The following is a 26,670-nucleotide window of genomic DNA, read 5'->3' as shown; positions in this document are numbered from 1 at the left end:
AATACACTAAAAAATCATCAACGGCTTACCCATCAGGAATAACAAAAGCACCCACTCTAATTTGGTTTAGTTTGGGTGTTTTTCTGTGTTTAGGTTAGGGGGTACCCGCGCATTTTACATTGGCTAATTAATGGGTGACTCTTTTTCTTTTACAAGACCAGTTCCCTTTTCACCTATTTTTTGGGCTCTGCGGCGGCGACAGCAACCACTGGTTCGTTACCATTATTTGCAGCTACAGCAACTTCATCAATAATCGGTGCCGCAGCGTCATTTACGGGTGCTGCCTGTTCAGCTGCCACCATTGCAACTTCAGGGGCTGCCTCAGGTTTATCTTTTAAGGCGTCACTCATAAATTCATCAAATTGAGAGACAGCTTTTGGGTAATCTTTCAGCGGGCTTTCGATGTGTTGGAAATAGCCAAGTGTTTGTGCTGCAATTAAGCACTCAGATAAACTATGATGGCCCAAAGCAATAAGTTCCATGCTTTTAACGCCGAGCAATAGCTCACGTTTAGCTAGCTCGTCAGCACTAATACCATCACTATCTGCAACTTTGGGTTCTGTACCGTCAGCTGCAAATTCTATGTCTAATATTTCTGAAAGAAGCGAACCTGAGACACCACCAATAAATGGCGCACCGTTTTCTCGGAAAGCTTTTACTGTATTGCTAGTATCGACATCTTGAGCTGTAAGTTTGCCTTTGGCATGAAAAGTTGACTTCGCAAACACGTCTTCTTGTGACTCACGGCGATGCTCTTGGGCAGAAATTCCTGAGTTTTTGTCTTTTGCACTTGGGGCGCGATCGCGCCTCGCTATGTTGTCTCCTCTTCCTCTATCTTTGAAGACATCATTTGCACGGGCTGAATCATAGCGTTCCTTACTATGCGCATCGGTTGAAATCAGGTAAAAATTGGTAAAAGCGTCAAGGCGGGTTTTCATGTCGTCATATGAATCGCCAAATATTTCAGCAATATTTATCTTGTTAGTGTCTATTTTCTCGAGAAGTCTTGCCTTTCTTTCCACTAATGCTTTCCTGATTCGTGCATCAGTGTACAGCTTATCTATTTCTTCCAATATTTCTTGTTCTTCACTCGTCAATTCTGACGTGCTTAAGGTCCCTTCTGCCTTATGTTCTCTGTAACTAGTGAGTTTGTTTTCCATATCAATAATACGGTCTAACTGGCCGCTTATATGGTCTTTGACGGCTTCAAAGGCTGAACTTCCCATTTCTACCAATCCTTGGCGAGCAATAGAGCTTTCTTTTGCTGCAGCGACTTTGTCGTTACCTCGAATATCAATAGAAGATGATTTAAAGACTGCTCTTACTTCACCTACGGTGAGAGGGGTTGCGCTATTTTTTAAGGTTGCTTGGTGTTCTTGGCTCAAACCTTTCATCATGCCTGATTGATCTAATGATTTAACAAACTCTTCACGTAGAGGGGTAGCACTCGATCCTAATTTTGAAACATCTCCAAACTGCCCGTCATGATTGTCTATCAGGTTAACGGTGTCTTGTAAGCCTTTATTTTGTGCGATATTTCTAAATGCTGTTAGTTCAAACGTCATAGTAGCGTCCTTGAGTAGGGCTGATAGTTATCACGTTATGCGCTTCACTTAGTTGGCTAATAAAGCGAAACTATAAAAGCGTATAACGTACTTGTTGCGAAAACGATAAATTAAGGTGTGATAAATTGATTCAGTGCGTATGCTTCACTCGAGTCGGCATGATTAGTTTGCACATTAGACTCGGCTAACTCTTTCAATAGCTGGCGCGCCTTTTGAGTGTCTAAACATAATTGATCGACCCACTGTGAAAACATATATTGGTCTGTGTGATGAGCTGCTTTTTTGATTGTGAGTGTGGCTTCGTCAGTGGAATAGAATCCCCAAAAGGCATTACTACCAGAGCGATTTGCATAATTCTCTAACAGCAGCCTTAAGTAGGTGTCTTCTTTATTGCTGTTGTTAATTACACCCACGTAGCTAACGAGAAGAATAGTTTGAGATTGCTCATCAAACCCAATGTTAATTTCAAACTCTTCATTACTGAGAGAGAAGCTGTTTCCAGCCTCCCAATTTAATTGCGCTATGCCTTTAAGTTTTTGGTATTCCTCAATGAGCGCTATAAAATTAAAGCAACTATCCATAATTCCCTCTGCTTGTTTAATAACCATTCACAGCGAAGCATAGGTTATAGAGCACGCTAAAAATTTAAGATTTAGCTGAGATTTTTTATAGAGTAGACAATTCATTCAGGACAATGTCATAAAGTAATGCGTGACTATTAATGTGTATTGATATTGTGATTGGTATAACTTAATAAGGTGAAACTACTGTTTTAATTACTGATTCGATAAGGCAATAAAGGAACTTACTTAGACCTAATTGATTTATGGTCATTTTAAGCAAATGGGAAAGATCAGACTTTCCCCATTGAGCAGGCCTTAGTTAAGATCGTAGTTAAAGCTTTTGTTTGAAAGCTGAATATTCAGTTACGGCTGTGGGTATAGACATGTAGGGGTTGCTACCATGATCAGCACCTTCCGTAAATTGATGAGCCCAAACCAAGTTGTTAGGTGCATTTTCGTTGAGAGCTGCTAACAGTCCTTTAAACGAGCCTGTAATGATAGACGGCTCTTTTGCTCCTAAGCTTAAATAAAAAAACTTTGGTGCACCTTCAAGTTTAACTAGGTTCTTCTTAAATTCTTTTACAACCACTGAATCGTCGTACCAAGCTGCTGGGCTAAACGCAAAATATGCATTAAATAGCGAGGGGTGAGTGATCATGGTGTACAACACAAAACTGCCGCCTGCAGAATAACCGCTGAGTGAACGGTCGTCTGATATTTTATAACGACTTTCTATGTAGGGCAGCAACTCGGTTTCAATAAAGGCTAAAAACGTATCTGCTCGGCCAAACAGCTCTCTTGCCGTTTCATTAGTTGGGCGCGCGTTGATATTGACGTCTTTTCTTGCAAATGGCGGAACTAAGTCGCGATTTCGTGTATCTGTCCAAAATTGATTTGGTATTGCCACAACGATAGCGTCATCATGCTTGGCAACTGTTTCAGCCCATCTGTCTAAATTAAAATTGCCATCGGTTTTAATAACAAGGGGATAACTTTTTTGCACATTATATTTATCGGGTAAGCGGATAAAAATTTTTCTACTCTCGCCTAACACGTGAGAGTTAATCATTACATCTAGATAGGGAGATGTGTAGTGATCGAGATAGCGAATATAAGTATAAATAGATGCCAGCCCAGCTATCACGATGAGCACGAATGAGATTTTTAGAGACTTCATGTTTTATTACTCCTTTTATTATCAATAACTGTTTGTGTTTTGATATGCAAGGTGCTGTTATTTATTTGTTACAAAAAGAAAAATTGAACCATTCACTGCGCGGCGTTATTCAATTGTTAAGAGAAAAAACAAAAACATCTTTTTGTATATACTGCTGCCAGCGTCCCGAAAAGGAGTGGCATGCCAACGGAACGAATGCGCGCAAATTACTTGCTTAATTAACTGAAAAGCCCAATTTTTACCCTAAAAAAGAAAACCTTCTAATCCACTATAATGGTTTGTTGGGAAACGATTGCCTTTTGAAAAAATTCGATAAAAAGTTTAAATTGATTTACATAAAACCGCTTCAAACTTTCAACTTTTAAAAATGAAATCGCTGCGCCGTTTTTATAAGCGTTGTAATCCACTTAGTTAACTGTTTAAACCGCTAGAGTAGTTGTTTTTATTGAGATATTCGTTGATATTGTTGTTATTTGGGGTTTTAGTCTGATGCCAATTTTGGTACAGTTTTAATGCGTTGCGCCACTTGTTGGCGCAGCGAAAATACCTTTAAACATGTAAAAGGAATTGCATGCAGGTCATAAACATTGATTGTTTGTGATTCCTCAGGAATAAGGATATTCAATGAAATCTACACATTCTTCTTTTAGATTTTTAGCCTGCAGTACTGCGCTATCCGTTTTTCTTTACGGATGCGGCGGAGGCTCGTCTGATAAAGATACATCGCCCAATCCCGATCAAGGTAATCGCGTGCCAACCGTTACTATTAATGGTGACAACAGCGCACAAGAATCGAGCGTCGTAACACTTAATGCTGCGGCTAGCGATAGCGATGGCTCGATCAGCAAATATGCTTGGTCTATCACATCGGGTGAGAACGTTACTTTAAACAATAGTGAACAAGCTTCGGTCGATCTCACTTTGCCAAATGTAGATAGTGATACTCAAATCACCATTAGCGTCACGGTAACCGATAATGATGGTGCAACCGCGCGCGATGAACACACACTTACAATTGTAGATAATGCAGATAACCAAGCGCCTAGTGTGGTAATTAATGGGGTTACCGAGGTTGATGAGCAAAGCGAGCTTAACCTTACCGCCAACGCCAGCGATAACGATGGCGAAATTGTCAGTTATTTCTGGCAACTAATAAGTGGTGAAGGAGTCACGTTAAGCGATACCGATAAAGCACAAGTAACAGTCACTACAGCAGATATCGATGAAGATCAGCAAGTTACTATTGCCGTTATGGTAACCGATGATGGTGGTGCGATTGCAATGACGCAGCATCACTTGCTAGTAAAAGCCAGCGCGCAAACGCAAGTATTTACTTTGAAAGGTCGCGTTAATAATGGCGTTAATTCAGCCGTAAATTTAACCGTTGGCGATAAAATTGTTACAGCAACTACCAATGGAAGCGGTGAATTCAGCTTACCCGTTGAACTTGAAGAAAGCTATGACTCGCATTTAGTTAAGCTATCTGCGCCTAGTAATTCGGTATTTTTCCCGGAGTTTAATTTTGTTTCACAATTGCTGACATTAGGCGAGCTAAAGCAAAGTGCTGGCAGCGATAATATATTAACTGAGGATGAGTACTCTGGCGTTAGCGTTGGTGCTATATCAACGGCGCTATATTACATGCTTGATGATAGAGAAAACATTACAACCACAGAGCAGCTAGAAAACAATTATGGCAGGATCTATTCAGGGGAGCTAGCAATCAACGCTAATGTACTGCATATGTTACTTAACGGTAACCAGGGTGAAACCTATCCCTTACCTACAGGGGTTACGACACTTGGGCAGCTGTTTGAAAATGACTTATTAATCAGTGAATTTAGAGAGCGTATGCTGGATAGCTATCCATCAGATACGGATGATAATCAAAAGCTAATTGCTGAAACAACTACTTATCCTGCAATTAATGAAACTAAGCAGTTAGTTTTTGCACCTGGTTTTAATTTGTACACCATAGGCCGCCACTACACGCTAAACCCAGACGGTACTGGCAGCACAGTGCTAGAAAATGGTAATAGCGGCGAACTTACATGGTCTATTGATGCGGCAGGAATATTAATTCTGGAATATAAAGTGCCTATTACCCTGCGCATGGGGGTTCACAATATCAATGAAAAAACGGACTCTTATGAAGAGCAATTATTGACGTCTGCGTTTTATACTGTTTTTCAGCGTGGTAACACTATCGAAGGGGTTCTAAATGAAAGTATTCGCCTTGTCGATAAGAGTGGCACGGTTGTAGAGGGTACTTATGACAATGTGGTGCACGGCGGTTTTACCGAAAAACAAAATGCGGCCAAATTATCTGAAGCGGATTTTCCGGGGACGTGGTTTATTGACGATGTATTTACGCCAGAGGGTCTCTATTTCACCGAACCAGCAATTGCTAATCTAATGGCTGACGGCTCTGCCAGCATTGAAGTGCCAAGTGTTGATTTTTATACTAATAATGCCAAGTGGCAAGTGACTAATGGTAATTTAGAGATAATCTCTGGTAGTGGTGATAATGAGACTCGCTTTACTTACTATGTGACACATAAAGACGAAATCGGTTATGCGTTTGTTGCAAGTGTAACCAACGGCGGCCAGCAATTCGCACGTAACGGCATTATGGTGAAGCAAAAAACAACAACAGGCTTTAACGAAAATGATATTGTAGGCCATTTTAAACAGGTGACAGGACAGCGCATTCATTATACGGGAAACTTAATTATATATGATGACCTGATTGCACGAGAGGATATCGACAGGGAAGATAAGGTTGCCCGTGTAGATGAAAACGGTATTTTGCAATTAGAAACGTATTTAGATAGAGATACACTTGAACTATGTCGAACAAATGACGATGGGCGTTGCTTCTTGTCGAAGCAAACGTCTTACCGTTTATTTGCTAACGATACGAATCAGTATGTTGTCATGCTCACAGAGTCAGGGTTCGGTAGTAATGGTGAACGAGCTTACGGAATTAGTAGAATTACGCGCCTAGTAAAGCAAGATGGTATTAATATTACGCAGTTTGATTATGGTATGTTGAACAGCTTGCGTGTAAGAGAGTACTTACCGAACGGTCAAAAAAATGATTATTTCTTCAGTGAGCTATATATCAGTGATGAAGAAAGCGAACCTAGGTATGCATTGAGTGTTAGCTATGCAAATGATGAGCATGAGGTAGCGCCATTCTATCTTGATAATGGTATTGCTTATTTCACATTAGCGGGCAAATCGATGCAAATGTCGCTTGAGCAGTTTGAGCGAGATACACTAACTGTTTGTTTACATGAAGCGGGCGCCACATGTACCGACGCAGATAAAAAGCAGTTAGATATGCGTTGGAATGTCGCAGAAATGCCGCCAGCACAATAAGTAAAAAGAGAAAGAAGCTAAGCCTTAAAAAATAACAAAGACACTGACTCAATCAGAGTCGTTAATTTTTTAAACTTCTCTCACTAAAAGCTAGCCGTTGGGCTAGCTTTTTGTTTTTGCCTTATTTTTTCTATTTGAACAGGCGTTTTAAATTAGGTAGTCTGCCTACTTAATGGACTGCTAAAGTAACTAGAATTATAATAATAAAAGATTGAATATTAATGAAAAAACTTGCCTTTTTAACACTTCTTTTGCCATTTTCAGCGATTGCAAACCCTTTTAATTGTACAGCTGAGTTTGAGTGGCTTAAAACCACGTTTGAAAATAATGATGCTGGTTTTGAATATGCTGTTTCTACAAAAGGTGAAAGCAGCTATAAAAGTCACAATGCTGAATACCTAAACGCTGTTAAAAAGAGTGGTTCAGTAACTGAATGCCATCAACATCTAAAGGGCTGGTTGTCATTTTTTCGAGATGGCCATATTCACATTGGGCTTAATACCTATGGTGAAGAAGTACAAAACAAAGCGTCTAAAATTCATGAGTTTAATGAATTAGCTTTTAGCCAGTATCTTGATACCAAACAAGCAGAGGACTGGGAGGGAATTTGGGCGTTTTCAGGCTATACACTTGCGTTGAAAAAAGAAGGTTCGGATTATAACGCTTACGTTATTGAGTCGAGCAACGCAAGTTGGAAAAAAGGGCAAATTAAATTCACAATTCATGATAGCAGCAACGGCACACATACGGTCAGCTACTACATGTCAGATCACTCCTTACGTTCTATCGATTCGGTAAGTAACCTAGATAAAAACCACTTAGTGATAGGGAAAAATTGGTTAACGTTGTCACGTCAGAATGCAAAAACTGTGAGCGCACCATCCATTACTCAATATGTGAAGCTTATGGCGGCACGCAAACCACTATTTGAGGTGTTATCAAATAAAACTGCACTGCTTAGAATTCCGTCATTTGATCATAGTTATAAAAAAGAGATTGATACGGTTATTAAAGATAACTTAGATACCATTTTGCAGACGGAAAATTTGATTATCGATATACGTGGTAACGGCGGCGGCAGTGATGTTAGCTACGACGAGATATTACCAATTATTTATACCAATCCTATCCGTACTATTGGCCTAGAGTTTTTGTCTACAACACTTAATAACTCGAGAATGCTGCAGTTTATGGAAGACGATAACTTTAGCGACGAAGATAAAGAGTGGGCAAAGGAGAGTTATAACAAGTTAGAAAATCGCTTGGGTGAGTTTGTTAATTTGGAAGACGATACAGTCACGGTAGAAACATTCGAGCGTGTGCATCCACTGCCTAAAAATGTTGGTGTATTAATTGATAATGGCAATGGCAGCACGGCCGAGCAATTTTTATTGGCGGCCAAGCAAAGTAAGAAAGTGAAATTGTTTGGTGTGACAACCCGCGGCGTTTTAGATATTTCGAATATGTATCAAGTTCAGTCGCCAAATAAACACTTTACACTCTATTACAGCTTGTCAAAGAGCTTTAGAATTCCAGAGATGGCGATAGACAGTAAAGGCATTCAACCCGACTATTACATTGATGCGAGCGTGCCTGCTTTCCAATGGATTGATCACACACAACAGATCTTAGAAGCGCGTTAATTCTTTTTTGTTAAATTGAATTAGTTCAGACGAGATCTGATACTGTGGTTTGTAACGCCAGCCATTTTGAAAAAGGTTATCGCTTTACGCGTTAACCTTTTTCCTAAATGTTAATAACTTAGTGTTTTGAATTGTGCTTAATCTAAAACACAACATGTTTTGTAATTAACGTTCACCTTGCACTTCAAATTCGTCGTCAATTAAGCGCGCTTTGCCGTCTTCTTCAACGCGCCATAATTCGCGATGTACAACACCATACGCTTTATTCATTGTCCATTTTGAGCTAAGGATAAAACTCTTATCATCGAACTTTGACCATGCAACATCTGTGTATTCAATGTTTTTAAATCCTTGTTCAATGATCCCTTGCCAGAAAGATTCAATTTCTGTAGAGCCTTTAAACGTACCAAAAGGGCGAGCATGCATAATGGCATGTTTACTGTATTGTGCAGCACAGCCAGCTGCGTCTTGGTTGTTAAATGCGTTTTGCCATGCCGTAATACCATCTTTACAGGCGTTTAAAATCTGCTGTTCAGTCATCTTGTTGTCTCTTAGTTAGTAATGAGTAGCTAGATTAACGAGCTACTAAGCGCTAAAAAACAGATATAATAGAAATAACTGTTTTGCTATACAGAACAATAAATATGAATCGACTTAAGCAAATGATGATTTTTGCCCATATTGTTGAGGCAGGATCGATATCGGCAGCTGGTGAACAACTCAACTTATCGAAATCAGTAATAAGCCAAAACTTGAAACAACTGGAACAATCGCTGGGAGTTGTTTTACTCAAGCGCACAACACGTAGGCTGTCACTGACAGATGCAGGGGAGCGTTTTTACACCAAGTGTAAAACAATTAACTCGATTGCGGATAATGCATGGGAGCAAGCGCAAGCTTATTTAGCTCAGCCAAAAGGGCGTATTCGCATTACTGCGCCAAATGCCTTAATGGAAATGTTAGTAACGCCAGTGATTGCAAAGCTAATGAAAGACTATCCAGGGTTAAAACCAGAACTGGTAAGTGCGGATGAACAGCTTGATTTTATGGCAAACGATATTGATTTGGCGATTAGAGTTGGCAGATCTGCAGACAGTAACTTGACGCAAAAACGCATTGGGTCGTTTAATGATATATTGTGTGGTGTAGTGGGGTTTGCGCAGAAAAACATCAATACATTGCCCTACATTGCAAATGTTTGGCAGGGGAGCAACATTAAACACACGTTTACGACGCAAGATGGCTCTGAACAACTTTTCTCTACTGAGGCGCAATGCACCACGAACTCATTTTATGCGTGTGTGGCATTAATTAAAGCCGGTGCGGGTATTGGGATTGTTCCAGATTTTTATTTGTCGCGATTTGATAGTGAATTAGTACCGGTAGACTCAAACCTTAAATTGCCTAGCAACCCGGTTTTTGCAATTCATCCTTTTGGTAAAAACCAACCGCTTAACGTTGCAGTGTGTGTAGAAGGTATCCAGAAACACTTACAAAACTTAGTGGGCGATAGCTAATTTTTGTGGCAATTTTAGGATGCGCAATCATGAGGTTTTTTTACACTATGAAAAAAGCATTAACTCACCTTTAATTTAAACAGAATTACCCTCCTTTAATTTCATGATTGTAATGATAAAAGTGACTAGTTGTATTCCTCGAACTAGTCACCGTTTTTAAGTAATCACCGGTAATTTATCTATGTATTTGATTAAACTTAACGTCAATTTAACTACTGAGGTTGATAAAGCGGTTGGCTCAAACTCCTTGCTTACAATTTTGCTTTAACGTCTCTAACTAAGGTGTTTATAGCAATTGAATGGCTTTCAAATATATTGTCGTTTGAAAAAATGGGGTATGACTGCGCTGGTTTGAGCCCAATACCTTCAGATATTTTGCCGTCACTTTCTTGATATGTTTCATTAGATAGGCCTAAATGCCAGCCATTTAGCAGTGTTTTATCTAATACATCGGAGTGATTTCCTCGTGTTGTATCACCAACATGAGTCACGTTAGGAATTGCTCTCATCGCCATGGTAAAGGTTTCAGCCGCACTAACGGTGTGGTCGCTTGTTACTAAATAGACAGGCTTAATATATGGTGGCTCATTTGCTTTGTTTAAATAGAACTTTTGAGGTACGGTAGGACCTCCTAACGCGGTTTTCGAATATGCTAAACGCTGCTTCGCATTGAAGTATTGCGCAATGGCTAAGCCAACTTCATCATGTCCACCACCATTGGCAGTAATATCAAAAATAATCGCGTCGCTGGTAGCGAGTGTTGCCATAATGGTATCCATGGCTTGCTGGATTGCCAACACATCACCTTGAATAGAGCCACTTTGTGAAAAGTTCTGCATGCGTTGAAGATTGATGTAGCCAATATTGTCAGTCATACCCCAAATAATGAATTTACCTATATCGTTGGCACTTTCGTTTAAGATAGCGGTGCGCACTTGGTGTTTGTATTGCTCATACCAATTTAAACGGAAGGTGCGTTCGTCCTTAATTTCATTTTGTTCTTTGAACGCGCGCGATAATGCTGGGCGCAGAATACGGGATTCATTCGGCTGAAATCGCTTTGACGTATCGTTTATACGTGCAGATAAAAACACATGAGCATCGTCTAATTTCTTTATCATATTTGAAAAGAGATTAAACAGTTCAGTTTGTGACATATCGTCGTTCACTTTCGACTCGTACTGTTCGACAATTTTTGGCCAGTCCTGCTGGTATGTCTCAAAAAAGGCATAGTGTTCTGACATGGTTTGAGTAAAGTAAATAAAATTGTCAGTAGGGTTGTGATTGGGTGACGTTAAACACTTATCGATGACGCTTTTCGCATCCTTATTGGGTAACCGATTAAAATAATAGCGCGTCGAATTAGGAGTTTCACTCACCCAAATATGTTCATCTGTTATCGTATGGAATACGGCCATATGAGATGCGATATCGGCACTGCTCATCGCTTTTTGCACGCAACCTACTCGTGTTGTATCAAAGAGTTGCATTCCGTTGGCATCAATTTTCATTAGATAGCCATATCCTTGCGACTGCCACACCCCCGAATGTTCAGCAATATTAAAGGTTGATGATGTTGGAAAATTAGGGCGATTATCGCATCCTGCCAATGCGAGTACGCCACTTAGTATTAATGTTTTTAAAATTTGCATAGTCACGCTCATTTATTGTCCATAAGAACCTTGATACTATGATTTTGTTTGTTTTTTTCGTCCGTCTAAGCTGATTAGTACACATTAAATAAACTTACTTATTGCGATTTTGTATGTGCCCAAGGAAATTTACGTGGAATTAAAACTAGAAAGTGCTATTCAAATTTTGCTTGTAGGTGCATCTTTTGGCGTATGTCTATTCATTCTTGCGCATTTGTGGCTCAAAGAACGGGTGACATCAGTCCGTTATTTGGGACTATTTTATGGTGCGAACATCGCAAATATTCTTGATGAATGGTTTTGGCATTTTGGTGTATGGCAAGTAGCACCCATATTAACCAACGCATATCTGCCTATTTTATATTTAATCGCTCCTAGTTTTTATCTGTATGTAAAAGGGTTAACAGATCCTAGTTATAACAACCGTTTATTGGCAAATGTAAAGCATGGTATTGGGTTTATCGTAAGTTTCTTGGTGTGTGTACCTTATTTTGTGCTCGATAGCGATATTAAACTCGCCCGCTTATCTGCTCCATCAGGTACGTTAGAGCATTTAGGTTTAACAACTTTAGGGCCAACCATTGTTTTATTGTTGTTATTGCCGTTTTCGCTTTGCTACGTTATCGCCATCGTTAAGTTGTTAGCTCAACATCTAAATACTATAAAAAGTTATTTTTCTAATATCGATAATCGCGATTTATCATGGATCCGCTGGTCAATTATCGCCTTGTGTATTGCGTTCGCTGTATCAACGATCCGCATATTTTTACCCGAGCGGCTCTCAGAAGAAGGATGGCATAATATCTTATTCTTAACTTTTGAGCTGTTTTGGCTTGTGATCGTTGGCGTACTATCAATCACTCAAGGCCCTATCTACAAAAGTGAAGTTGAGTCAGAGCGAGCGCTACTTTGTGCTGATAAACAACAAGGGAAATATCAAAACTCGCCAATGCAAGATAGCGATATTGAACGAATCAAAAACAAACTGAACGCAGCCATGGCTGATGGCTTTTACAAGGATCCTAACCTTACCTTAAGGAAACTGTCTGATTTAACTGGAATAGCTGAAATTAGGATTTCTCAAGTGCTAAACACAGCCATGAATATCGGCTTTTATGATTTTATTAACAGTTGGCGAATTAATGCGGCATGCAAATCTATTGAGCAATCTGAACACACTATTTTAGAGGTTGCATTTGAAGTAGGGTTTAATTCTCGCTCCACGTTTAATCAAGCATTTAAAAAGCACGTTGGGAATACACCAAGTGCATATAGAAAACAGCTTATTACTGAACCTAACGCATCTGAAATTTGACGAAGATTGCAATCAATAGAACCCAATCTTGAACTGTACAAGACGAAAAGCGCATTTTGTTTTATGTTTAGAGGCTAAAACAATGGGCTGTAGTCTTATCGAGTGAATCTTAAAGTTCGCAAACATTATCAATTTAACATCAAGTACTCTTTGTTTGTCGCAGTCAGTTAACTGAATCAACGCACTTAAAGTGAAAATAATGAAGCATAAACACGTAACTAAAAATCAGTATGAGCATCGGTTGCTTAATGTCATTGACTATATCTATGAACATGTCGATGGAGAATTGGACGTCAATGCCCTAGCGGATGTTGCCTGTATGTCGAATTATCACTTTCATCGTATTTACCGTGAATTTGCAGGTGAAACGATCAATGTAACAGTGCGGAGAATGAGGTTATTGAAGGCTGCGGCGCTTTTATTGCGGAGCAACTTAACCCAGCAACAAATTGCGAAACAGGTTGGTTATGGCAGTGTTGAAGCATTTAACCGTGCGTTTAGTAAACACTATGGTGAAACACCCCATCAATACCGAATAACGCGCGTTGAAGAAAGGGTAACCCTGCTCTATCCCAAGTCTAACAAGGAGTACACCATTATGTATCAAGTTGAACAACACACTGTGCCTGCCATGAGCTTAATTGGCGTTGAGCACAAGGGTGACTACATGAAAATAGGCCAAGCGTTTGAAAAGCTGTCTGTGATGGCGAGTAAGCTCGGTCTTATTAATGAAAATACACGCTTTTTTGGCATTTATTATGATGATCCAAAAACGGTTGAACAAGATAAACTCAGCGCGAAGGCATGTATCTCAGTTGATGTAACTCAACTACCTGAAGAGCATCAGTTTGAACTGTTAAATATACCCTCATCCAAAGCTGTTTCACTATTATTTGAAGGCGACTACCCTGAACTAGAAAAGCCTTATGATTGGCTGTTTGGTGAATATTTGCCTCAAAGTAATTTCCAACTTAAGGACTTTCCACCGTTTGAAGAATATTTAAATGATGCGAAGAACACACCGCCACAGCAGCTATTAACCCGTATATACTGTTTAACGGCTTAACACTAAGAACCTAGCGATTGCTAGGTTCTTATTTTTACTATTTTTTAATTACTTCTAACACACCGTGATGATCTAGAAAGCTCGTTTTGGTATCCAGATAAATGAGTAATATATGGCTATCCGTTACTTAAAATAAACTAATTAGACAATAAATTAGATGTTTTAAACGAAACGATTATGTGTCTATGAGCGTCACTCGCTTACCGTTTTTGTCTATTACAAGTTCACCATCTTCTTTGGTTAAAGGCCCTTTAGGTAGCCGATCAAGTAAATCAAACACAGTTTCACTAGGGCGACAGAGCTTCACGCCATTTTTTGTCGCAATAATTGGCCTGTTAACTAAAATGGGGTGCTGTAGCATATGTTCTAGAATGTGTTCATCAGATACACCATTTTCTAGCAGTCCCAGCGCCTTGGCTGGCGACTTGGTTTCACGTAGTAATTGGCGAGGGGTTAACCCTGTTGCCGCTAATAGTGCTAAAAGTTGTGGCCGTGTCCAGCCTTCTTTTAAATATTCAATCACCACAGGGGTATAGCCAGATTCTCGAATAAAGCGCAGCACATTTCGCGATGTACCACAGTCGGGGTTGTGATGAATAACAATCATAGCTACTCCTTAAACCAATGCCGGGTTTTATTGGCAAATGCAACCAAAGACAGCATTACAGGCACTTCTACCAATACGCCAACGACAGTTGCTAGTGCTGCACCTGAATGCAGGCCAAATAAGGAAATAGCCACAGCCACGGCAAGCTCGAAAAAGTTTGAGGTGCCAATCATGCAAGCAGGAGCCGCCACGTTGTGAGGTAATTTCATTTTTTTCGCGAGTAAATAGGCAAATGCAAAGATCCCATACGTTTGGAGCAATAAGGGAATTGCAATTAATACAATTGCCACTGGGTTGCCTAAAATGGTTTGCGATTGAAAACCAAACAGCAATACCACGGTGGAAAGTAGCCCCATAATTGACCAAGGCTTTAGCTTACTAATAAAGTGATTGAGCTGAGTGTGGTTGTCTTTTTTGTCTAGTAATTTACGGGTAAAAACGCCCGCGAGTAAGGGAATAACAACATACAGCAATACTGATAAAACAAGCGTATCCCAAGGGACGGTAACATCCGTCACGCCGAGTAAAAATCCAGCGAGTGGTGCAAAAGCAAATATCATAATCAAATCATTTACTGATACCTGTACCAAAGTGTAATTGGCATCGCCTTTAGTTAGTTGGCTCCAAACAAATACCATTGCTGTGCACGGTGCCACACCGAGCAAAATCATACCGGCGATATATTCATTAGCGGTTTGTGGTTCTACCCAACTGACAAAAAATATTTTAAAAAATAACCAACCAAGAAACGCCATGCTAAACGGTTTAATAAGCCAGTTTACGATTAATGTTAACACTAGGCCTTTTGGTTTTTTGCCGACGTCTTTAATCGCTGAAAAATCGACTTGCACCATCATAGGGTAAATCATTAGCCAAATGAGTACCGCAATCACAATGTTCACATGTGCAAATTCTAAACTAGCTATCACAGTAAATAGATCAGGTAGAAAGCTACCTGCAGCAATTCCGATGACAATTGCCAATGCTACCCAAACCGATAAATAGCGTTCAAATAATCCCATAATATGCTCCTGACTACTTGCAAGTGTTCGCGTCCGTTTGAGCGGACTTAAGGCGAGTTAATGTATTTTGAAAATAGGGTTTATTACAAGCTGCACTGAGAGTAAGTACCTGCTTTGCCCAATCAGGCAGTTCATTGTGTATTTGGTAGTAAACCCATTTTCCCTGTCGTTCATCCCGTAACAAACCGCATTTTCTTAGAGATGCTAGATGACGTGATATTTTTGGCTGATCTAACTCAAGTGCGCTTATAAAGTCGCAAACACACGCTTTTTCAACCTGCGTTAATAACAATAAGATATGCAAACGGGTATCGTCTGCTAGGCATTTGTAAAATTGAAGTGGAACCATAGTTTTTATATATGTGAAAAAACACATATGTAAATATTCGCATGTGTTTATTTGTTATGCAACTTGGGCGTTTGTTTGATAGGTAATTTTTGATGGGAAGCAAAAAGAGGGGGGGAGTAATTATTTAGCTTAATCTGTGATTTATTCTTCACTGGCTCGAATTGTTATAAATCGACCAGCAAGCTAATTAAGTTGCCCTGCTAATCGATTGAAAACCTAAAAGTTTAAGTAAGCACTGAACACTGTGAAAAAAGGGGCAGGTATCTTTGGTTTTTAATGCTAATACAAAGAAAATCGCATTTTGCCAACCTACGCTAAGTGCGCTTACACTTCGTCTTCTATTTCTTTTGCCATGGTAAGAATTTCAGACAAGATGTCGCCTTTTACATTTAATACTTCAAGAATGATAAGAAATAGGCTTGTTGGCATTAGTCGGTTAGACACTTTATTGCGCAGGTTGCCGGGGGTAAGAACAATACCTTTTTGTTCAAGCAGTTCTGCTAGCTGTGGATACGTTACCTTTTTTTGTTTTAGCTTCATGCTTAAAAAGCGTGAAAATGCCTCACCGTAAGGGGCGAGGGCTAGATTATTTTGAATACTCGTTTGTTGATCCATAAAAAATACCTAAGTAGTTTACATTCACGCCAATGTATTAGATAAATAGCCTATATTGCGCACCGGTATTGCTACAGCGTAATACTGAATGCAAACAGGGCTAGGCATATTAAATGCTAAAAGTTACCTGTATTGATATAACACAAATACATTTTAAGTGTAACAAAATAATAACTAGTGCAATATAAAACTTGCAAGTGTTAGTTATATGTGACATTAATTTAATACCAATAGAAATATGGAGATCAAAATGGCTTTTAATACCGAACAACTGAAAACGGTGTTTTCAACACATCCAGATTGGGTTGTTGAACAAGAAGGTGACTGTGTAAGCATTTCAAACGATGAAGGAATTGATGTGTTTGTTTATGCGGGTGAAACACAGGTAGTGGCTGAAAGTGTGTTGTTTCCGGTAAGTAGCGTTACAGACACTTCAGGACTGAATGAACTGATTTTAAAAAGTCATCAGTTGGTTCCACTTTCTACTGTAGGTATTAGTTCGATATCTGGGCAAGAATATTACGTGGCGTTTGGTGCGTTGTCTGTTGACAGTAAAGATTCAGTGCTTGTTGAGGAAATTGAGTCTTTGTTTGCCAATATTCCAGAATTCCTTGAACTGTATGAAGATTATATCAATTAGGAGCAAGTCACATGAGTCTTAAAAAATTATGGACTGCGCTAGTAGGCGCAACAAATGAAGGGCTTGAAGCGGCCGCAGATACGCAAGCCATCCGAATTTTAGAGCAAGAACTTCGCGAAGCGAAAGAAGAGTTAAGACGTTCAGATCAAAGCCTAACTAGCATCATGGCAAAACGTAAATTAACCTCGAACAAGGTTGCTGCGTTTCAGGCAGATATCGATAAATACTCAGAGCATGCCGTGTCTGCAAGTGAATCAGGTAATATGGAACTTGCGGTAGAATGTGCAGAACGCGTTGCTGATTTAGAAAGCCAAATGGCAACTGAACAATCGATTCTTGATGGTTTCGAAAAGTCAGAGAAAACCCTGAAGGACAACATTGCTAAAGCGAAAACAAATGTACGACGCATGGAGCAGCAAATCGATCAGGTAAAAGCGACTGAGTCAGTGCAAAAGGCGCAAGCAGCAGCATCTACCCATCATGTTGGTGCTAATAGCAAAGTTAAAACTGCACTAGATAGCCTTGAACGTGTTAAGCAAAAGCAAGCGATGCGAGCAGCTGAATTAGAAGCCGCTGAAGAGCGCGCGGCTGATGAATCTGGCAGCAGTCTTGACGAAAAATTAAAAGCAGCAGGTGTAACGCCAGGTGGTCAAACATCGGGTCAGGACAAACTTGCACAGCTGCTAGCGAAGAAAAACGCAGGTTAGTGAGTAACCAATTTAAAAAGAGATAACTTAGTTATCTCTTTTTTAGTTTTTAAACAGTAAACATCACTGTAGACAACTGGTTAGCCCACATGTAACGTTAGCAACCTATGAAGCAAAGTTAAGGAACATTGATGTTCAATTTCTTCAAAAAAGACAAACCCAAAGCAACCATCTCAACGCCAGAAATAATGGGCTTGCGACTCGGAGCAAGTTTTGAAATAGATAAACTCGCGATCAAGCTGATACTTGATGAGCTCGTAATAGGTGATTTTGCCGCCACCCAGATTATTCAGGCCGTTGGCAAAGTCGATATGGATGGCACCTATCTTTTTCGGTTTTACACAGATGATGAAGCATGGCTTCAAGTAATTTGTGAAGGCCAACCAACAGCCGAGAATGTGGTTGATGTGAAGTTGTTTTACTACTTTGATACCTTGGATATTCAAAACCAAGCACAGTGGGAAAAACTACTTAACCAACAAATTGGCACGCCTACCTATACATTGGATGGGCATGAATACAATCGCGTATGGACCTCAATGGGCGATTATCACAACCCAGTTCATATGGCTGAAAAAACCTTCGATGGTAAATCTCAACCCAGTGAAACAGACCAATTCACCATGCTGTTTGAACGTGAATTAAGCGATGGCACAACCGAGTCGCTATTTCTTTCAGCAGAAGAGTCGCTTGAATCGTCAGGCAATCTTTCACGGTGTTTGGTAATTAGCACTGGCATAACGTTAAGCTCTTCTCAAATAACAATACATGGATAAAGGAGTCCAATAATGGAAAACGGTTATGATCTGATCGCCGGTGTCACTAATTTTGCAATGTCGTTTGGCATAAGCTTGGTATTACTTTTTGTGTTCAAAATACTGTTTGCTTTTGTAACGCCACACGATGAGTGGAAACTCATCAAAGAAGACAAAAACGCAGCGGCTGCCATTGGCTTTGGTGGTGCGGTAGTGGGTTTTGCTTTGGCACTCGCTGGCGCGGTAAGCAACTCTGGTGGCATTTTAGACTTTGCAATTTGGGGCGGTATTGCGCTAATTGCGCAATTGCTCGCGTTTGCAATTGTGCGTTTTGCCTTTATGCCAAAAATCGTGAAACGTATTGAAGATAATGAAATCAGTGCTGGTGTAATTCTCGCTTCGACCAATATTGCCGTAGGCTTATTAAACGCTGCAAGCATGACATATTAATAGGGAGGTCATGATGAAAAAGACCAGACATATTGACTTATCATTGCTGCGAAAAAAAGTACGAAAATTCAGCCTTGCACCACTTTCTGTTGGTGTTGCAGCGGCGCTTGCAGGATGCTCAGGTGAACCAGAGGAACGTGTTAAAGTAGTGTCATCGGTTGATGATTGTGTGAGCCAAACTGAATTGTCGGTTGAGCAATGTCAAGCTGCTTACCAAGAAGCGTTGGCAGAAGCAGAGCGCACAGGGCCGCGTTACCAGCACCAATATTTATGTGAAGCTGACTTTGGTCAGTGTCAGCAATCTAGCTCAGGTTTTTTTACGCCGTTTATTACCGGTTACATTGTAGCTGAGATAATTGATGAAGTAGGTGATGCGTTTGAGCGTAAACATCGACGCCGTTATAACCCAGTATACACCTATCAAAAAAGTGGCTCTAAACACCGTCAAAAAATAATGACTGCGGATGGCACCATTTTAGGTAGTGCTGGTAAAAGCAGCTATAAAGTGCCTAGCTCTGTAACTAAACCAAAACCGGCGGTAACACGCACGATATCGCGAGGTGGGTTCGGTGCTCAGGCTTCTGCTAAGTCTAACTGGGGCGGTGGTAAGTCTTCTTCTCGCGGTTGGGGCGGCTAATATGCTACGACTCCCAATAGCGCAACGACCAAACTGGCAGCGAAAAGCCGAAGAATTTGGCTTTAAATTTCACACCATGTATGGGGAAACCTATTGGGATGAGTCTGCTTATTATCAATTTAATCTTAAGCAAATAGAAGACGACCTGGAAAAGCCGACTGAAGAGATACATCAAATGTGCTTGGAAGTTGTTAGCCAGGTCATTAACGACGAAACGCTACTTAAGCGTTTTTGTATTCCCGAGCAGCACTGGGATTTTATTCGCCAATCATGGGTCAATGGTGACCCAAGTTTGTATTCCCGATTAGACTTTGCTTATTCAGGCAATGGTTCGGCAAAACTATACGAAAATAACGCAGATACCCCAACGTCAGTTTACGAAACCGCTTTTTGGCAGTGGTTATGGTTGGCTGATAACGTTGATAATGGGGTAATTGTAAAAAAAGCAGACCAATTTAACTCGTTGCAAGAAAAGCTTGTTAATCGTTTTAAAGAGGTTGAATATTTAACGCCCGATAGGACTTTACACTTTGCCTGCTGTAAAGATTCAGAAGAAGACCGCGGCACAGTGCAGTACATGGAAGATTGCGCAATCGCGGCTGGATTAAACACCAAATTCGTTTACATCGAAGAAATCGGTGTAGATGCAGATAACCGCTTCACAGATTCAGATGATCAGGTTATCGATTGGATGTTTAAACTGTACCCTTGGGAATTTATGTTTCAAGAAGAGTTTGGCAACCTGTTAGGCAAACAAAACATGCGCTGGATGGAGCCGCCATGGAAAGCGATTTTATCTAATAAAGCATTGTTGCCAATGTTATGGCGCTTGTTCCCAAATCATCCAAATTTATTGCCCGCATTCTTTGATGATGAACTGCACTTAGCGCAAGAATGTGATGTGTTGGTTAAAAAACCAATATTCTCTCGTGAAGGCGCGAATATTTCATTTGTTGATAGTCGAGGCAATCCTATTAGCGGCTCATCAGGTTCTGATGGCCCTTACGGTGAAGAAGGGTTTATCTTTCAAGCCAAACATGCGTTACCGAAATTCGGCCAAAACCACACACTTATTGGCAGTTGGCTGGTGGATGACCAAGCCGCGGGGATTTCAATTCGAGAAGATGACAGCGCAATTACACAGGATATGAGCCGTTACTTGCCACATGTTATTGTCGATTAATGCCCGTTTATTGATAATAACACTGTAAACCATATTGTGGATCAATTGCTGAAGCTGTTGATCCTCTCTAACTTCCATTATTCAGCTTTAAAATTTTATTTTCTGCCTTATTTCCTGATTGTGAAAAGAGGCAGTTTAGTGGGTCCAAATCGCATTAACGAGTCGTCGATTCCTCGTAAACAAACAACTAATACACCCGAACTATTTTGATTTAATGGAAGTATTTGTATTGTTTCAAAAATATGATTAATCCTTTAAATACTTCCACAAATGATTCAAAAACATAAACTTAACTTATAAAAATTAACATGATTTACGCTTGAAATATTAAGTTACAATTTGAGAGGTGACAAAAGTTATGTTGTAAATTTAATTGGAATGATAAGTATTACTATTTCTGTTATTTTGATTTGTTATTGCATGAGAGCAAATTCAATCACACATTTATTTAAAAGGAATAGAATGAATCCCCTAAAAAGCGTTAAGCTTTCAATCCCAGTATTTAAGTTAACAACACTCGCACTCATAATTTCTCAAAGTATTTCGTTTAACGCTTTGGCTCAACAACACGAAATAGCAGACAGCAGCCAAGAAGACAGTGGCGATAACGTTTCAATCGAACTAGAAAATGAGGCGGATCGTGTCCAAGAGCTGGAGCGAATTTACGTTTACGGCAACACCGCAAACAGCTACTCGGATCCGGCTACAAAATCTGCGACCAAATTTGTATTAAGTTTGCGAGAAACGCCACAATCAGTATCGGTTATTACTAATCAGCAACTACAAGATTGGCAAGCAGTTAACATTACCGATATTTTACAGCATTCAACAGGCTTTCATGCAACAAGTACAGGTAGTTTAGATCGCCCCTCATACAATATTAGAGGTGGCGAAGTAAACCGTATTCAAATTGACGGTGTACAACAGTTTGGTGGTGGACGTCGTCCTGATGTTGATGGCGATTCAGTTGCGTACGAGCGTGTAGAAATATTACGTGGTGCGAATGGTCTTATGACAGGTGAAGGCGAGCCAACGGCGACAGTAAATATTGTACGTAAGCGTGCTACGAGCAAAGAGTTTCAAGGTAGTGTAGCAGCGTCGCTAGGGCGCTGGGATCACTATCGTGTTGAAACAGACATTTCAACACCACTTACCAGCGATGGTCGTATTCGAGGTCGTGTCGCCGCTGCCTATAATGATAAAGATTCATACATTGAACGTTATGGCCAAGAGAAAACGTCGCTTTATGTGACTGCCGAGGCTGATTTAACTGACTACACCCTATTACGTATCGGCTATGAATATGCCGATACGTCTCAGAGCGGTGCGATGAACTCGCATAATCAACCTTATTTCTTTAATGATGGTAGTAAAGTAAAAGTAGGCCCAGGTAAAACTGGTATGTCTGCAACTTGGAGTGCTTGGCCTTTAACGGAGCATACTGCGTTTGCAAGTATCGATCATTCCTTTGAAAGCGGCTGGTTACTTAATGCAATGGCCACCTACAATACCATTGATATGGAAGGCGGCCATTTAATGTTTCTTTGGTACGACGATTTCTTGAATCCTGATGGCTCAGGCACATTTGGTGCTAATTGGGTAATGCCAGGTGGTGAAGATGAGCAGGTCACATTTGATTTTACGCTACAAGGCCCTATTGACTTATTCGGTCGCACTCACGAATTGATTATTGGTTACAGTATAAACGACCGAGAATCTGTAGGTTTTGGCACAAAAAGCTCAAATGCATCCAGTATTCCCGATAATCCAAATTGGTTTACATGGGATGGAAAACTACCGCGTTATGACTTTAAGCGTTTAGGGCGAAGTTATGTTAACACCACAGATACAAGTGGCTTCTTTGCCGCAACGCGCGTCAATCTGCATGACGACTTTAAACTTATTACAGGCTTAAGAACGACTAATTGGCGTTACACTTCAGATAGCTACGATCCACTTACTAACCAATTTTTAAAGCAACGCGATAATCGTGAAATTGATAATGAAATTACGCCTTACGCTGGTTTAGTTTATGACCTTAATGAAGATTTTAGTATTTACACCAGCTACACTGATGCATTTCGTCCGCAACGCGTTTATGACGCAAATGACAACTTGTTAGACGCAGTTACAGGCCAAAGTTATGAGATTGGCTTAAAAGCTGAATTACTTGAAGGTGCGCTGAATTTCTCAAGTGCACTATTTAGAATCATTGAAAATGGTGTCGCGGAGCGCGATCCACGATTTGGTCAAAATTACCAAACAGCGCAGGGTAATACTCCTTACCGAGTACGTGGTGATGGTGACGAAACCAGTGGTTTTGAAGCGGAAGTTTCAGGTGCCATTAGCAATGGTTGGAATATTTACAGTGGTGTTTCTTATACACAAACAGAAGATAACGACGGCGAGCGTATTAATACTGAAATACCTAAAGTGTTATTTAACGTATATTCCACTTATGATTTTAGCGAGTTAGTGGATGGATTAACAATTGGTTTAGGTATCAATTATAAAAGTAAATACTATGTAGAACATGGCCGTCCAACGGGGCAGTTTGATAGTAATGGTTCTTCAATTACCACTCCTTATCGAATAGAACAGTCTGATGTAACTTTAATCAATTTGATGGCGCGTTATGATGTAACAGACGATTTAACTGTTAATTTTAATATCGACAACGCGCTTGATAAAGATTACTACGGAGCAATTGCTACGTGGAGCCCGACCGTTGTTCGTGGCGAACCATTAAGCTGGAATGTTGGCGTGAGATATAGTTTCTAATCGCAATTCACGTATTAAATTAGCCTCGTATCTGAGGCTAATTTTTTATGAAATGAAGAGCTGTTACTAAAAAGGGGTGATGGGTAAATCCTCTTGTCGCAGAATTAAAATGTCTTCGTTTTATTCTTGAGTAAGTAATTTCAATTATTAACAAAGAGTTGTAATAATTATGTCATTTTATATTTGCTTTAAATAAGAAAATGAACTTGAGTTAAGAGGTACTAACATTTAATTCAAAAGGAACTTGAAATGGTTAGAATACTGCTTTTAGCGTGTTTATTTTTTTGTGCTCACACTTACGCTACTAATCTATTACGGTTAGCTTCTGATAAGGAAAACATTGATTTAGCTAACATCCAGCCCAAACATAATCCATGGAATGTAAGCTCAGTTTATATTGCAGGTGATGTGGTTGCTCATAATGAAAATGTATTTGTTGCAATGCACTGGGTCAAAGGCATCGAACCAGTTAAAAATACTATTAATTGGGATGGGTGGATCTGGGTGCAAAACTCAGTCATCGAAAAATGGCAACCCACTAAGGTTTACCAGGGAGGTGATTTAGTTAAATCTGGTACAGATTATTTTGTTGCCCGTTATTGGAATGAAAATAGCGAACCTAAGGCCCATAATAGTTGGCAGCGCATACGTGATCTTTCTTATGTTGATCCAAAGTTACCACCAGTACATTCTGACGACTATAAGACGTTAGACGGCGTCGATCAAAACGCAAACGGTATTCGAGATGATTATGAGCGAGTTGTTTATGAAAAGTTTGACTCACCAGAGCTTATCACCTTTAGTTTAGCCGCCGCACCGACCTTGCAATTAGTGATTGATGTTGAACAAAACAGATTCTCACATTTAGATGAAAATATAGGCAAAAAAATCATCTTGGATTTCGTAAATATTAGTATGTGTACCAGAGTGTTACAGACTACTTTCCCACACTTTAGAAACCCCAAACTCCTCTATTTCAACACTTTGGAGAGAGCGTTTGCTAATCGAACGGGGCAAAATAAAGTTCATCGTCTTATTCCATGGGATGATGATTTTCATTATTCAGCTGATAAAGATTGCGGCGCATTAACCGGGGTAGCGCACTGATCCAACTTTTATAGAGTGAGCGTTTAAACGCGAAAGCGATATTTGAGCAGATTGAATTGATCTCGTTACATTATTTGAGAATTGGGATATTGAAACTAACCGTTTGCTGATTGCGCTCGGGAACGGCCTAACAAAAAATCTTAAAAATAATTCACCCCCAAATTCATCGTCGTCCGTTTATAGCGTTAAACCATCTATAAAAGAGACTGATTATGAAGACAAATAAAACCTTAATCGCATTAACAATCGGCACACTATTTATTTCTGGCTGTTCGAATCAAGAGTCGGAAACAACAATTGCAAAGCAGTCTGAAAATGAAAAACAAGCCCAAACTGTTTTAGAAAATAAAGAGGTTGCAGAGGTTGAAAAAATTACTGTGACGGGTAGTCGATTGGCTGATGGGGGAGTTGTGGAGTACATGAAGGCCAGTCAGCCACAAGTGTTAATGGCAGCACCTGCAATGAGAAAGCGTATCGCACCACCGCCACCACCTGAATATTTTACGCAGCCTCAAAACCAAGATAACTACCTGCCGAGTGACAGTAATGGGGTATTTCAAGCTGCAACCACACCGCTTTCAACGTTTTCGGTTGATGTTGATACCGGAAGTTATGCAAATGTGCGTAGCCATTTGAGTATGGGGCAAAAACCACCAAAAGATGCCATACGCGAAGAAGCCTTTATTAATTACTTTGACTACAACTACCGCGTACCAGAAGATAAATCACAACCCTTTGCTACTTTTACTGAATTAGCGCCAGCTCCTTGGAGTGATGAGCGCCATATTTTGCGAATTGGTTTGCAAGGTTATGATTTACCAGTGAGTGAACGCAAGCCGTCTAATTTGGTGTTTTTATTGGATGTATCGGGTTCGATGCATGATAAAAACAAGCTGCCTTTACTAGTGCAAAGCCTAACCATGATGGTGAAACAGTTATCGGCACGCGATACGGTGAGTTTGGTGACCTATGCAGGCAATACACAGTTAGTACTTAGCCCCACTAAAGGCAATGAAAAGCAAACTATTATTAATGCGCTACAAAAACTACAAGCAGGTGGCGGTACACATGGTGAAAGTGGTATCAAAATGGCTTACCAAGCCGCGAAAAAAGCCTTTATTAAAGGTGGAGTGAACCGCATAATTTTAGCCACTGATGGTGACTTTAATGTAGGCACAACTAATATTGATGCACTCAAAGAGATGATTGCTGACAAGCGCAAACAGGGCATTTCGTTAACCACACTTGGCTTTGGCCGCGGTAACTACAACGATGCCATGATGGAACAATTAGCAAATATTGGTGATGGCAATCACGCCTATATTGATACCCTGCACGAGGCGCAAAAAGTACTTTTAAGGCAAATGAGTGGCACACTGCAAAGTATTGCGAATGATGTCAAAATTCAGCTCGAATTTAACCCAGCACATGTTAAAGAGTATCGTTTGATTGGCTATCAAAATCGCTTACTGAAAGACGAAGACTTTAATAACGATAAGGTCGATGCCGGCGAAATTGGCGCAGGTCATACTGTGACTGCCTTATATGAATTAACGCTTGCAGGCAATAAAGGGCAAGTTGATGCACTGCGCTACCAACAAAAACAAGTGGTCAACTCAAGCGATGAACTGTTACAGGTGAAAATTCGCTATAAATTACCGGGCGAAACGGAGAGTAAACTAATTAGCCAAGTAGTTAATAAACAACAGGTGTTAAATGATTTCGATAGTGCAAGTTTGGATTTTAAATTTGCGACTTCAGTCGCGGCATTTGCGCAAAAGTTAAAGCAGAGTCAGTACTTAGGCAGTATGAATTACCAAGATATCGCCACAATTGCACGAGCAAATAGGGGAGATGACCCATTTAACTATCGCGGTGAATTTGTTAACTTGGTTGAACTTGCCAGTGCTTTATAGCTGAATCACCATAGCCTAT

The 26,670-nt window shown here is 40.1% G+C and carries 23 protein-coding genes; 14 read left to right on the top strand and 9 right to left on the bottom strand.

All coding sequences use genetic code 11. The annotated features are described in order from the left end of the window. Window positions 1-173: 173 nt before the first annotated feature. The 3 genes from AC2IOM_RS17495 to AC2IOM_RS17485 form a co-directional block, all read right to left on the bottom strand. Complete coding sequence (locus AC2IOM_RS17495) at window positions 174-1,565, bottom strand: hypothetical protein (RefSeq protein ID WP_486360632.1); 1,392 nt, start codon at window positions 1,563-1,565, stop codon at window positions 174-176. Window positions 1,566-1,675: 110 nt separating this feature from the next. Then, a complete protein-coding gene (locus AC2IOM_RS17490; protein ID WP_486360631.1) occupies window positions 1,676-2,146 on the bottom strand; it encodes a type III secretion system chaperone in 471 nt (156 codons plus the stop codon). A 313-nt stretch (window positions 2,147-2,459) separates the two neighbouring features. Then, complete coding sequence (locus tag AC2IOM_RS17485) at window positions 2,460-3,305, bottom strand: alpha/beta hydrolase (protein WP_486360630.1); 846 nt, start codon at window positions 3,303-3,305, stop codon at window positions 2,460-2,462. A 624-nt stretch (window positions 3,306-3,929) separates the two neighbouring features. On the opposite strand from AC2IOM_RS17485, the gene AC2IOM_RS17480 reads away from it, so the two are divergent. Together AC2IOM_RS17480 and AC2IOM_RS17475 are read left to right on the top strand one after the other, a co-directional pair. Further along, complete coding sequence (locus tag AC2IOM_RS17480; RefSeq protein WP_486360629.1) at window positions 3,930-6,689, top strand: PKD domain-containing protein; 2,760 nt, start codon at window positions 3,930-3,932, stop codon at window positions 6,687-6,689. Window positions 6,690-6,910: 221 nt separating this feature from the next. Then, complete coding sequence (locus AC2IOM_RS17475; RefSeq protein ID WP_486360628.1) at window positions 6,911-8,332, top strand: S41 family peptidase; 1,422 nt, start codon at window positions 6,911-6,913, stop codon at window positions 8,330-8,332. 165 nt (window positions 8,333-8,497) lie between these two features. Here the strand turns inward: AC2IOM_RS17475 and AC2IOM_RS17470 are convergent, their stop codons facing one another. Continuing rightward, window positions 8,498-8,872 carry a nuclear transport factor 2 family protein gene (locus AC2IOM_RS17470; protein WP_486360627.1) on the bottom strand — a complete coding sequence of 125 codons (375 nt, stop codon included), beginning with the start codon at window positions 8,870-8,872 and terminating at the stop codon, window positions 8,498-8,500. A 104-nt stretch (window positions 8,873-8,976) separates the two neighbouring features. Here AC2IOM_RS17470 and AC2IOM_RS17465 point away from each other — a divergent pair, with 104 nt between their 5' ends. Beyond that, a complete protein-coding gene (locus tag AC2IOM_RS17465) occupies window positions 8,977-9,849 on the top strand; it encodes a LysR family transcriptional regulator (protein WP_486360626.1) in 873 nt (290 codons plus the stop codon). Window positions 9,850-10,100: 251 nt separating this feature from the next. Here the strand turns inward: AC2IOM_RS17465 and AC2IOM_RS17460 are convergent, their stop codons facing one another. Continuing rightward, window positions 10,101-11,501, bottom strand: coding sequence for a S41 family peptidase (locus AC2IOM_RS17460; protein ID WP_486360625.1), 1,401 nt, complete (start codon window positions 11,499-11,501; stop codon window positions 10,101-10,103). A 133-nt stretch (window positions 11,502-11,634) separates the two neighbouring features. Here AC2IOM_RS17460 and AC2IOM_RS17455 point away from each other — a divergent pair, with 133 nt between their 5' ends. Together AC2IOM_RS17455 and AC2IOM_RS17450 are read left to right on the top strand one after the other, a co-directional pair. Next, window positions 11,635-12,816 (top strand): helix-turn-helix transcriptional regulator, encoded by a 1,182-nt coding sequence (locus tag AC2IOM_RS17455; protein ID WP_486360624.1) that lies wholly within the window; start codon window positions 11,635-11,637, stop codon window positions 12,814-12,816. A 199-nt stretch (window positions 12,817-13,015) separates the two neighbouring features. Further along, complete coding sequence (locus tag AC2IOM_RS17450; protein ID WP_486360623.1) at window positions 13,016-13,882, top strand: AraC family transcriptional regulator; 867 nt, start codon at window positions 13,016-13,018, stop codon at window positions 13,880-13,882. A 175-nt stretch (window positions 13,883-14,057) separates the two neighbouring features. On the opposite strand, the gene AC2IOM_RS17445 is transcribed toward AC2IOM_RS17450, so the two are convergent. The 4 genes from AC2IOM_RS17445 to AC2IOM_RS17430 form a co-directional block, all read right to left on the bottom strand. Continuing rightward, window positions 14,058-14,489 carry an arsenate reductase family protein gene (locus tag AC2IOM_RS17445; RefSeq protein WP_486360622.1) on the bottom strand — a complete coding sequence of 144 codons (432 nt, stop codon included), beginning with the start codon at window positions 14,487-14,489 and terminating at the stop codon, window positions 14,058-14,060. 2 nt (window positions 14,490-14,491) lie between these two features. Further along, window positions 14,492-15,511, bottom strand: a complete 1,020-nt coding sequence (gene arsB, locus AC2IOM_RS17440; protein WP_486360621.1) for an ACR3 family arsenite efflux transporter — start codon at window positions 15,509-15,511, stop codon at window positions 14,492-14,494. A 13-nt stretch (window positions 15,512-15,524) separates the two neighbouring features. Continuing rightward, entirely contained in the window at window positions 15,525-15,860 is a 336-nt protein-coding gene (locus tag AC2IOM_RS17435; RefSeq protein WP_486360620.1) for a metalloregulator ArsR/SmtB family transcription factor, read from the bottom strand. 324 nt (window positions 15,861-16,184) lie between these two features. Beyond that, complete coding sequence (locus tag AC2IOM_RS17430) at window positions 16,185-16,475, bottom strand: DUF6471 domain-containing protein (RefSeq protein WP_010558713.1); 291 nt, start codon at window positions 16,473-16,475, stop codon at window positions 16,185-16,187. Window positions 16,476-16,725: 250 nt separating this feature from the next. On the opposite strand from AC2IOM_RS17430, the gene AC2IOM_RS17425 reads away from it, so the two are divergent. From AC2IOM_RS17425 to AC2IOM_RS17385, 9 genes are all read left to right on the top strand, one after another. Beyond that, on the top strand, window positions 16,726-17,115 hold the full coding sequence (locus AC2IOM_RS17425; RefSeq protein ID WP_010558714.1) for a DUF2170 family protein: 390 nt from the start codon (window positions 16,726-16,728) through the stop codon (window positions 17,113-17,115). Between the two features lie 11 nt (window positions 17,116-17,126). Continuing rightward, a complete protein-coding gene (locus tag AC2IOM_RS17420; RefSeq protein ID WP_010558715.1) occupies window positions 17,127-17,822 on the top strand; it encodes a PspA/IM30 family protein in 696 nt (231 codons plus the stop codon). Between the two features lie 131 nt (window positions 17,823-17,953). Next, window positions 17,954-18,598, top strand: coding sequence for a YjfK family protein (locus AC2IOM_RS17415; RefSeq protein ID WP_010558716.1), 645 nt, complete (start codon window positions 17,954-17,956; stop codon window positions 18,596-18,598). A gap of 12 nt (window positions 18,599-18,610) precedes the next feature. Next, window positions 18,611-19,027 (top strand): DUF350 domain-containing protein, encoded by a 417-nt coding sequence (locus tag AC2IOM_RS17410; RefSeq protein ID WP_054979597.1) that lies wholly within the window; start codon window positions 18,611-18,613, stop codon window positions 19,025-19,027. Window positions 19,028-19,040: 13 nt separating this feature from the next. Continuing rightward, window positions 19,041-19,664 (top strand): DUF1190 domain-containing protein, encoded by a 624-nt coding sequence (locus tag AC2IOM_RS17405; protein WP_138631222.1) that lies wholly within the window; start codon window positions 19,041-19,043, stop codon window positions 19,662-19,664. Window position 19,665: 1 nt separating this feature from the next. Further along, entirely contained in the window at window positions 19,666-20,847 is a 1,182-nt protein-coding gene (locus tag AC2IOM_RS17400; RefSeq protein WP_486360619.1) for a glutathionylspermidine synthase family protein, read from the top strand. Between the two features lie 462 nt (window positions 20,848-21,309). Further along, window positions 21,310-23,628 carry a TonB-dependent siderophore receptor gene (locus tag AC2IOM_RS17395; RefSeq protein ID WP_486360618.1) on the top strand — a complete coding sequence of 773 codons (2,319 nt, stop codon included), beginning with the start codon at window positions 21,310-21,312 and terminating at the stop codon, window positions 23,626-23,628. A 249-nt stretch (window positions 23,629-23,877) separates the two neighbouring features. Continuing rightward, window positions 23,878-24,735 (top strand): chitodextrinase, encoded by an 858-nt coding sequence (locus AC2IOM_RS17390; protein WP_486360617.1) that lies wholly within the window; start codon window positions 23,878-23,880, stop codon window positions 24,733-24,735. A gap of 212 nt (window positions 24,736-24,947) precedes the next feature. Then, on the top strand, window positions 24,948-26,651 hold the full coding sequence (locus AC2IOM_RS17385) for a vWA domain-containing protein (RefSeq protein WP_486360616.1): 1,704 nt from the start codon (window positions 24,948-24,950) through the stop codon (window positions 26,649-26,651). Window positions 26,652-26,670: the final 19 nt, after the last annotated feature.

It is taken from the genome of Pseudoalteromonas sp. NS-SX12, assembly GCF_057367955.1.
Note: the sequence above shows the minus strand (reverse complement) of the source record. Positions and strands in the feature narration are given on the sequence as shown.

Bases quoted from the DNA above. Each gene is read 5' to 3' on its own strand.
- AC2IOM_RS17445 (WP_486360622.1), bottom strand. From the start codon at position 14,489: ATGATTGTTATTCATCACAACCCCGACTGTGGTACATCGCGAAATGTG.
- AC2IOM_RS17390 (WP_486360617.1), top strand. From the start codon at position 23,878: ATGGTTAGAATACTGCTTTTAGCGTGTTTATTTTTTTGTGCTCACACT.
- AC2IOM_RS17405 (WP_138631222.1), top strand. From the start codon at position 19,041: ATGAAAAAGACCAGACATATTGACTTATCATTGCTGCGAAAAAAAGTA.
- AC2IOM_RS17495 (WP_486360632.1), bottom strand. From the start codon at position 1,565: ATGACGTTTGAACTAACAGCATTTAGAAATATCGCACAAAATAAAGGC.
- AC2IOM_RS17425 (WP_010558714.1), top strand. From the start codon at position 16,726: ATGGCTTTTAATACCGAACAACTGAAAACGGTGTTTTCAACACATCCA.
- AC2IOM_RS17415 (WP_010558716.1), top strand. From the start codon at position 17,954: ATGTTCAATTTCTTCAAAAAAGACAAACCCAAAGCAACCATCTCAACG.
- AC2IOM_RS17420 (WP_010558715.1), top strand. From the start codon at position 17,127: ATGAGTCTTAAAAAATTATGGACTGCGCTAGTAGGCGCAACAAATGAA.
- AC2IOM_RS17430 (WP_010558713.1), bottom strand. From the start codon at position 16,475: ATGGATCAACAAACGAGTATTCAAAATAATCTAGCCCTCGCCCCTTAC.
- AC2IOM_RS17475 (WP_486360628.1), top strand. From the start codon at position 6,911: ATGAAAAAACTTGCCTTTTTAACACTTCTTTTGCCATTTTCAGCGATT.
- AC2IOM_RS17450 (WP_486360623.1), top strand. From the start codon at position 13,016: ATGAAGCATAAACACGTAACTAAAAATCAGTATGAGCATCGGTTGCTT.
- AC2IOM_RS17460 (WP_486360625.1), bottom strand. From the start codon at position 11,501: ATGCAAATTTTAAAAACATTAATACTAAGTGGCGTACTCGCATTGGCA.
- AC2IOM_RS17435 (WP_486360620.1), bottom strand. From the start codon at position 15,860: ATGGTTCCACTTCAATTTTACAAATGCCTAGCAGACGATACCCGTTTG.
- AC2IOM_RS17480 (WP_486360629.1), top strand. From the start codon at position 3,930: ATGAAATCTACACATTCTTCTTTTAGATTTTTAGCCTGCAGTACTGCG.
- AC2IOM_RS17395 (WP_486360618.1), top strand. From the start codon at position 21,310: ATGAATCCCCTAAAAAGCGTTAAGCTTTCAATCCCAGTATTTAAGTTA.
- AC2IOM_RS17485 (WP_486360630.1), bottom strand. From the start codon at position 3,305: ATGAAGTCTCTAAAAATCTCATTCGTGCTCATCGTGATAGCTGGGCTG.
- AC2IOM_RS17400 (WP_486360619.1), top strand. From the start codon at position 19,666: ATGCTACGACTCCCAATAGCGCAACGACCAAACTGGCAGCGAAAAGCC.
- AC2IOM_RS17490 (WP_486360631.1), bottom strand. From the start codon at position 2,146: ATGGATAGTTGCTTTAATTTTATAGCGCTCATTGAGGAATACCAAAAA.
- AC2IOM_RS17410 (WP_054979597.1), top strand. From the start codon at position 18,611: ATGGAAAACGGTTATGATCTGATCGCCGGTGTCACTAATTTTGCAATG.
- AC2IOM_RS17465 (WP_486360626.1), top strand. From the start codon at position 8,977: ATGAATCGACTTAAGCAAATGATGATTTTTGCCCATATTGTTGAGGCA.
- AC2IOM_RS17470 (WP_486360627.1), bottom strand. From the start codon at position 8,872: ATGACTGAACAGCAGATTTTAAACGCCTGTAAAGATGGTATTACGGCA.
- arsB (WP_486360621.1), bottom strand. From the start codon at position 15,511: ATGGGATTATTTGAACGCTATTTATCGGTTTGGGTAGCATTGGCAATT.
- AC2IOM_RS17385 (WP_486360616.1), top strand. From the start codon at position 24,948: ATGAAGACAAATAAAACCTTAATCGCATTAACAATCGGCACACTATTT.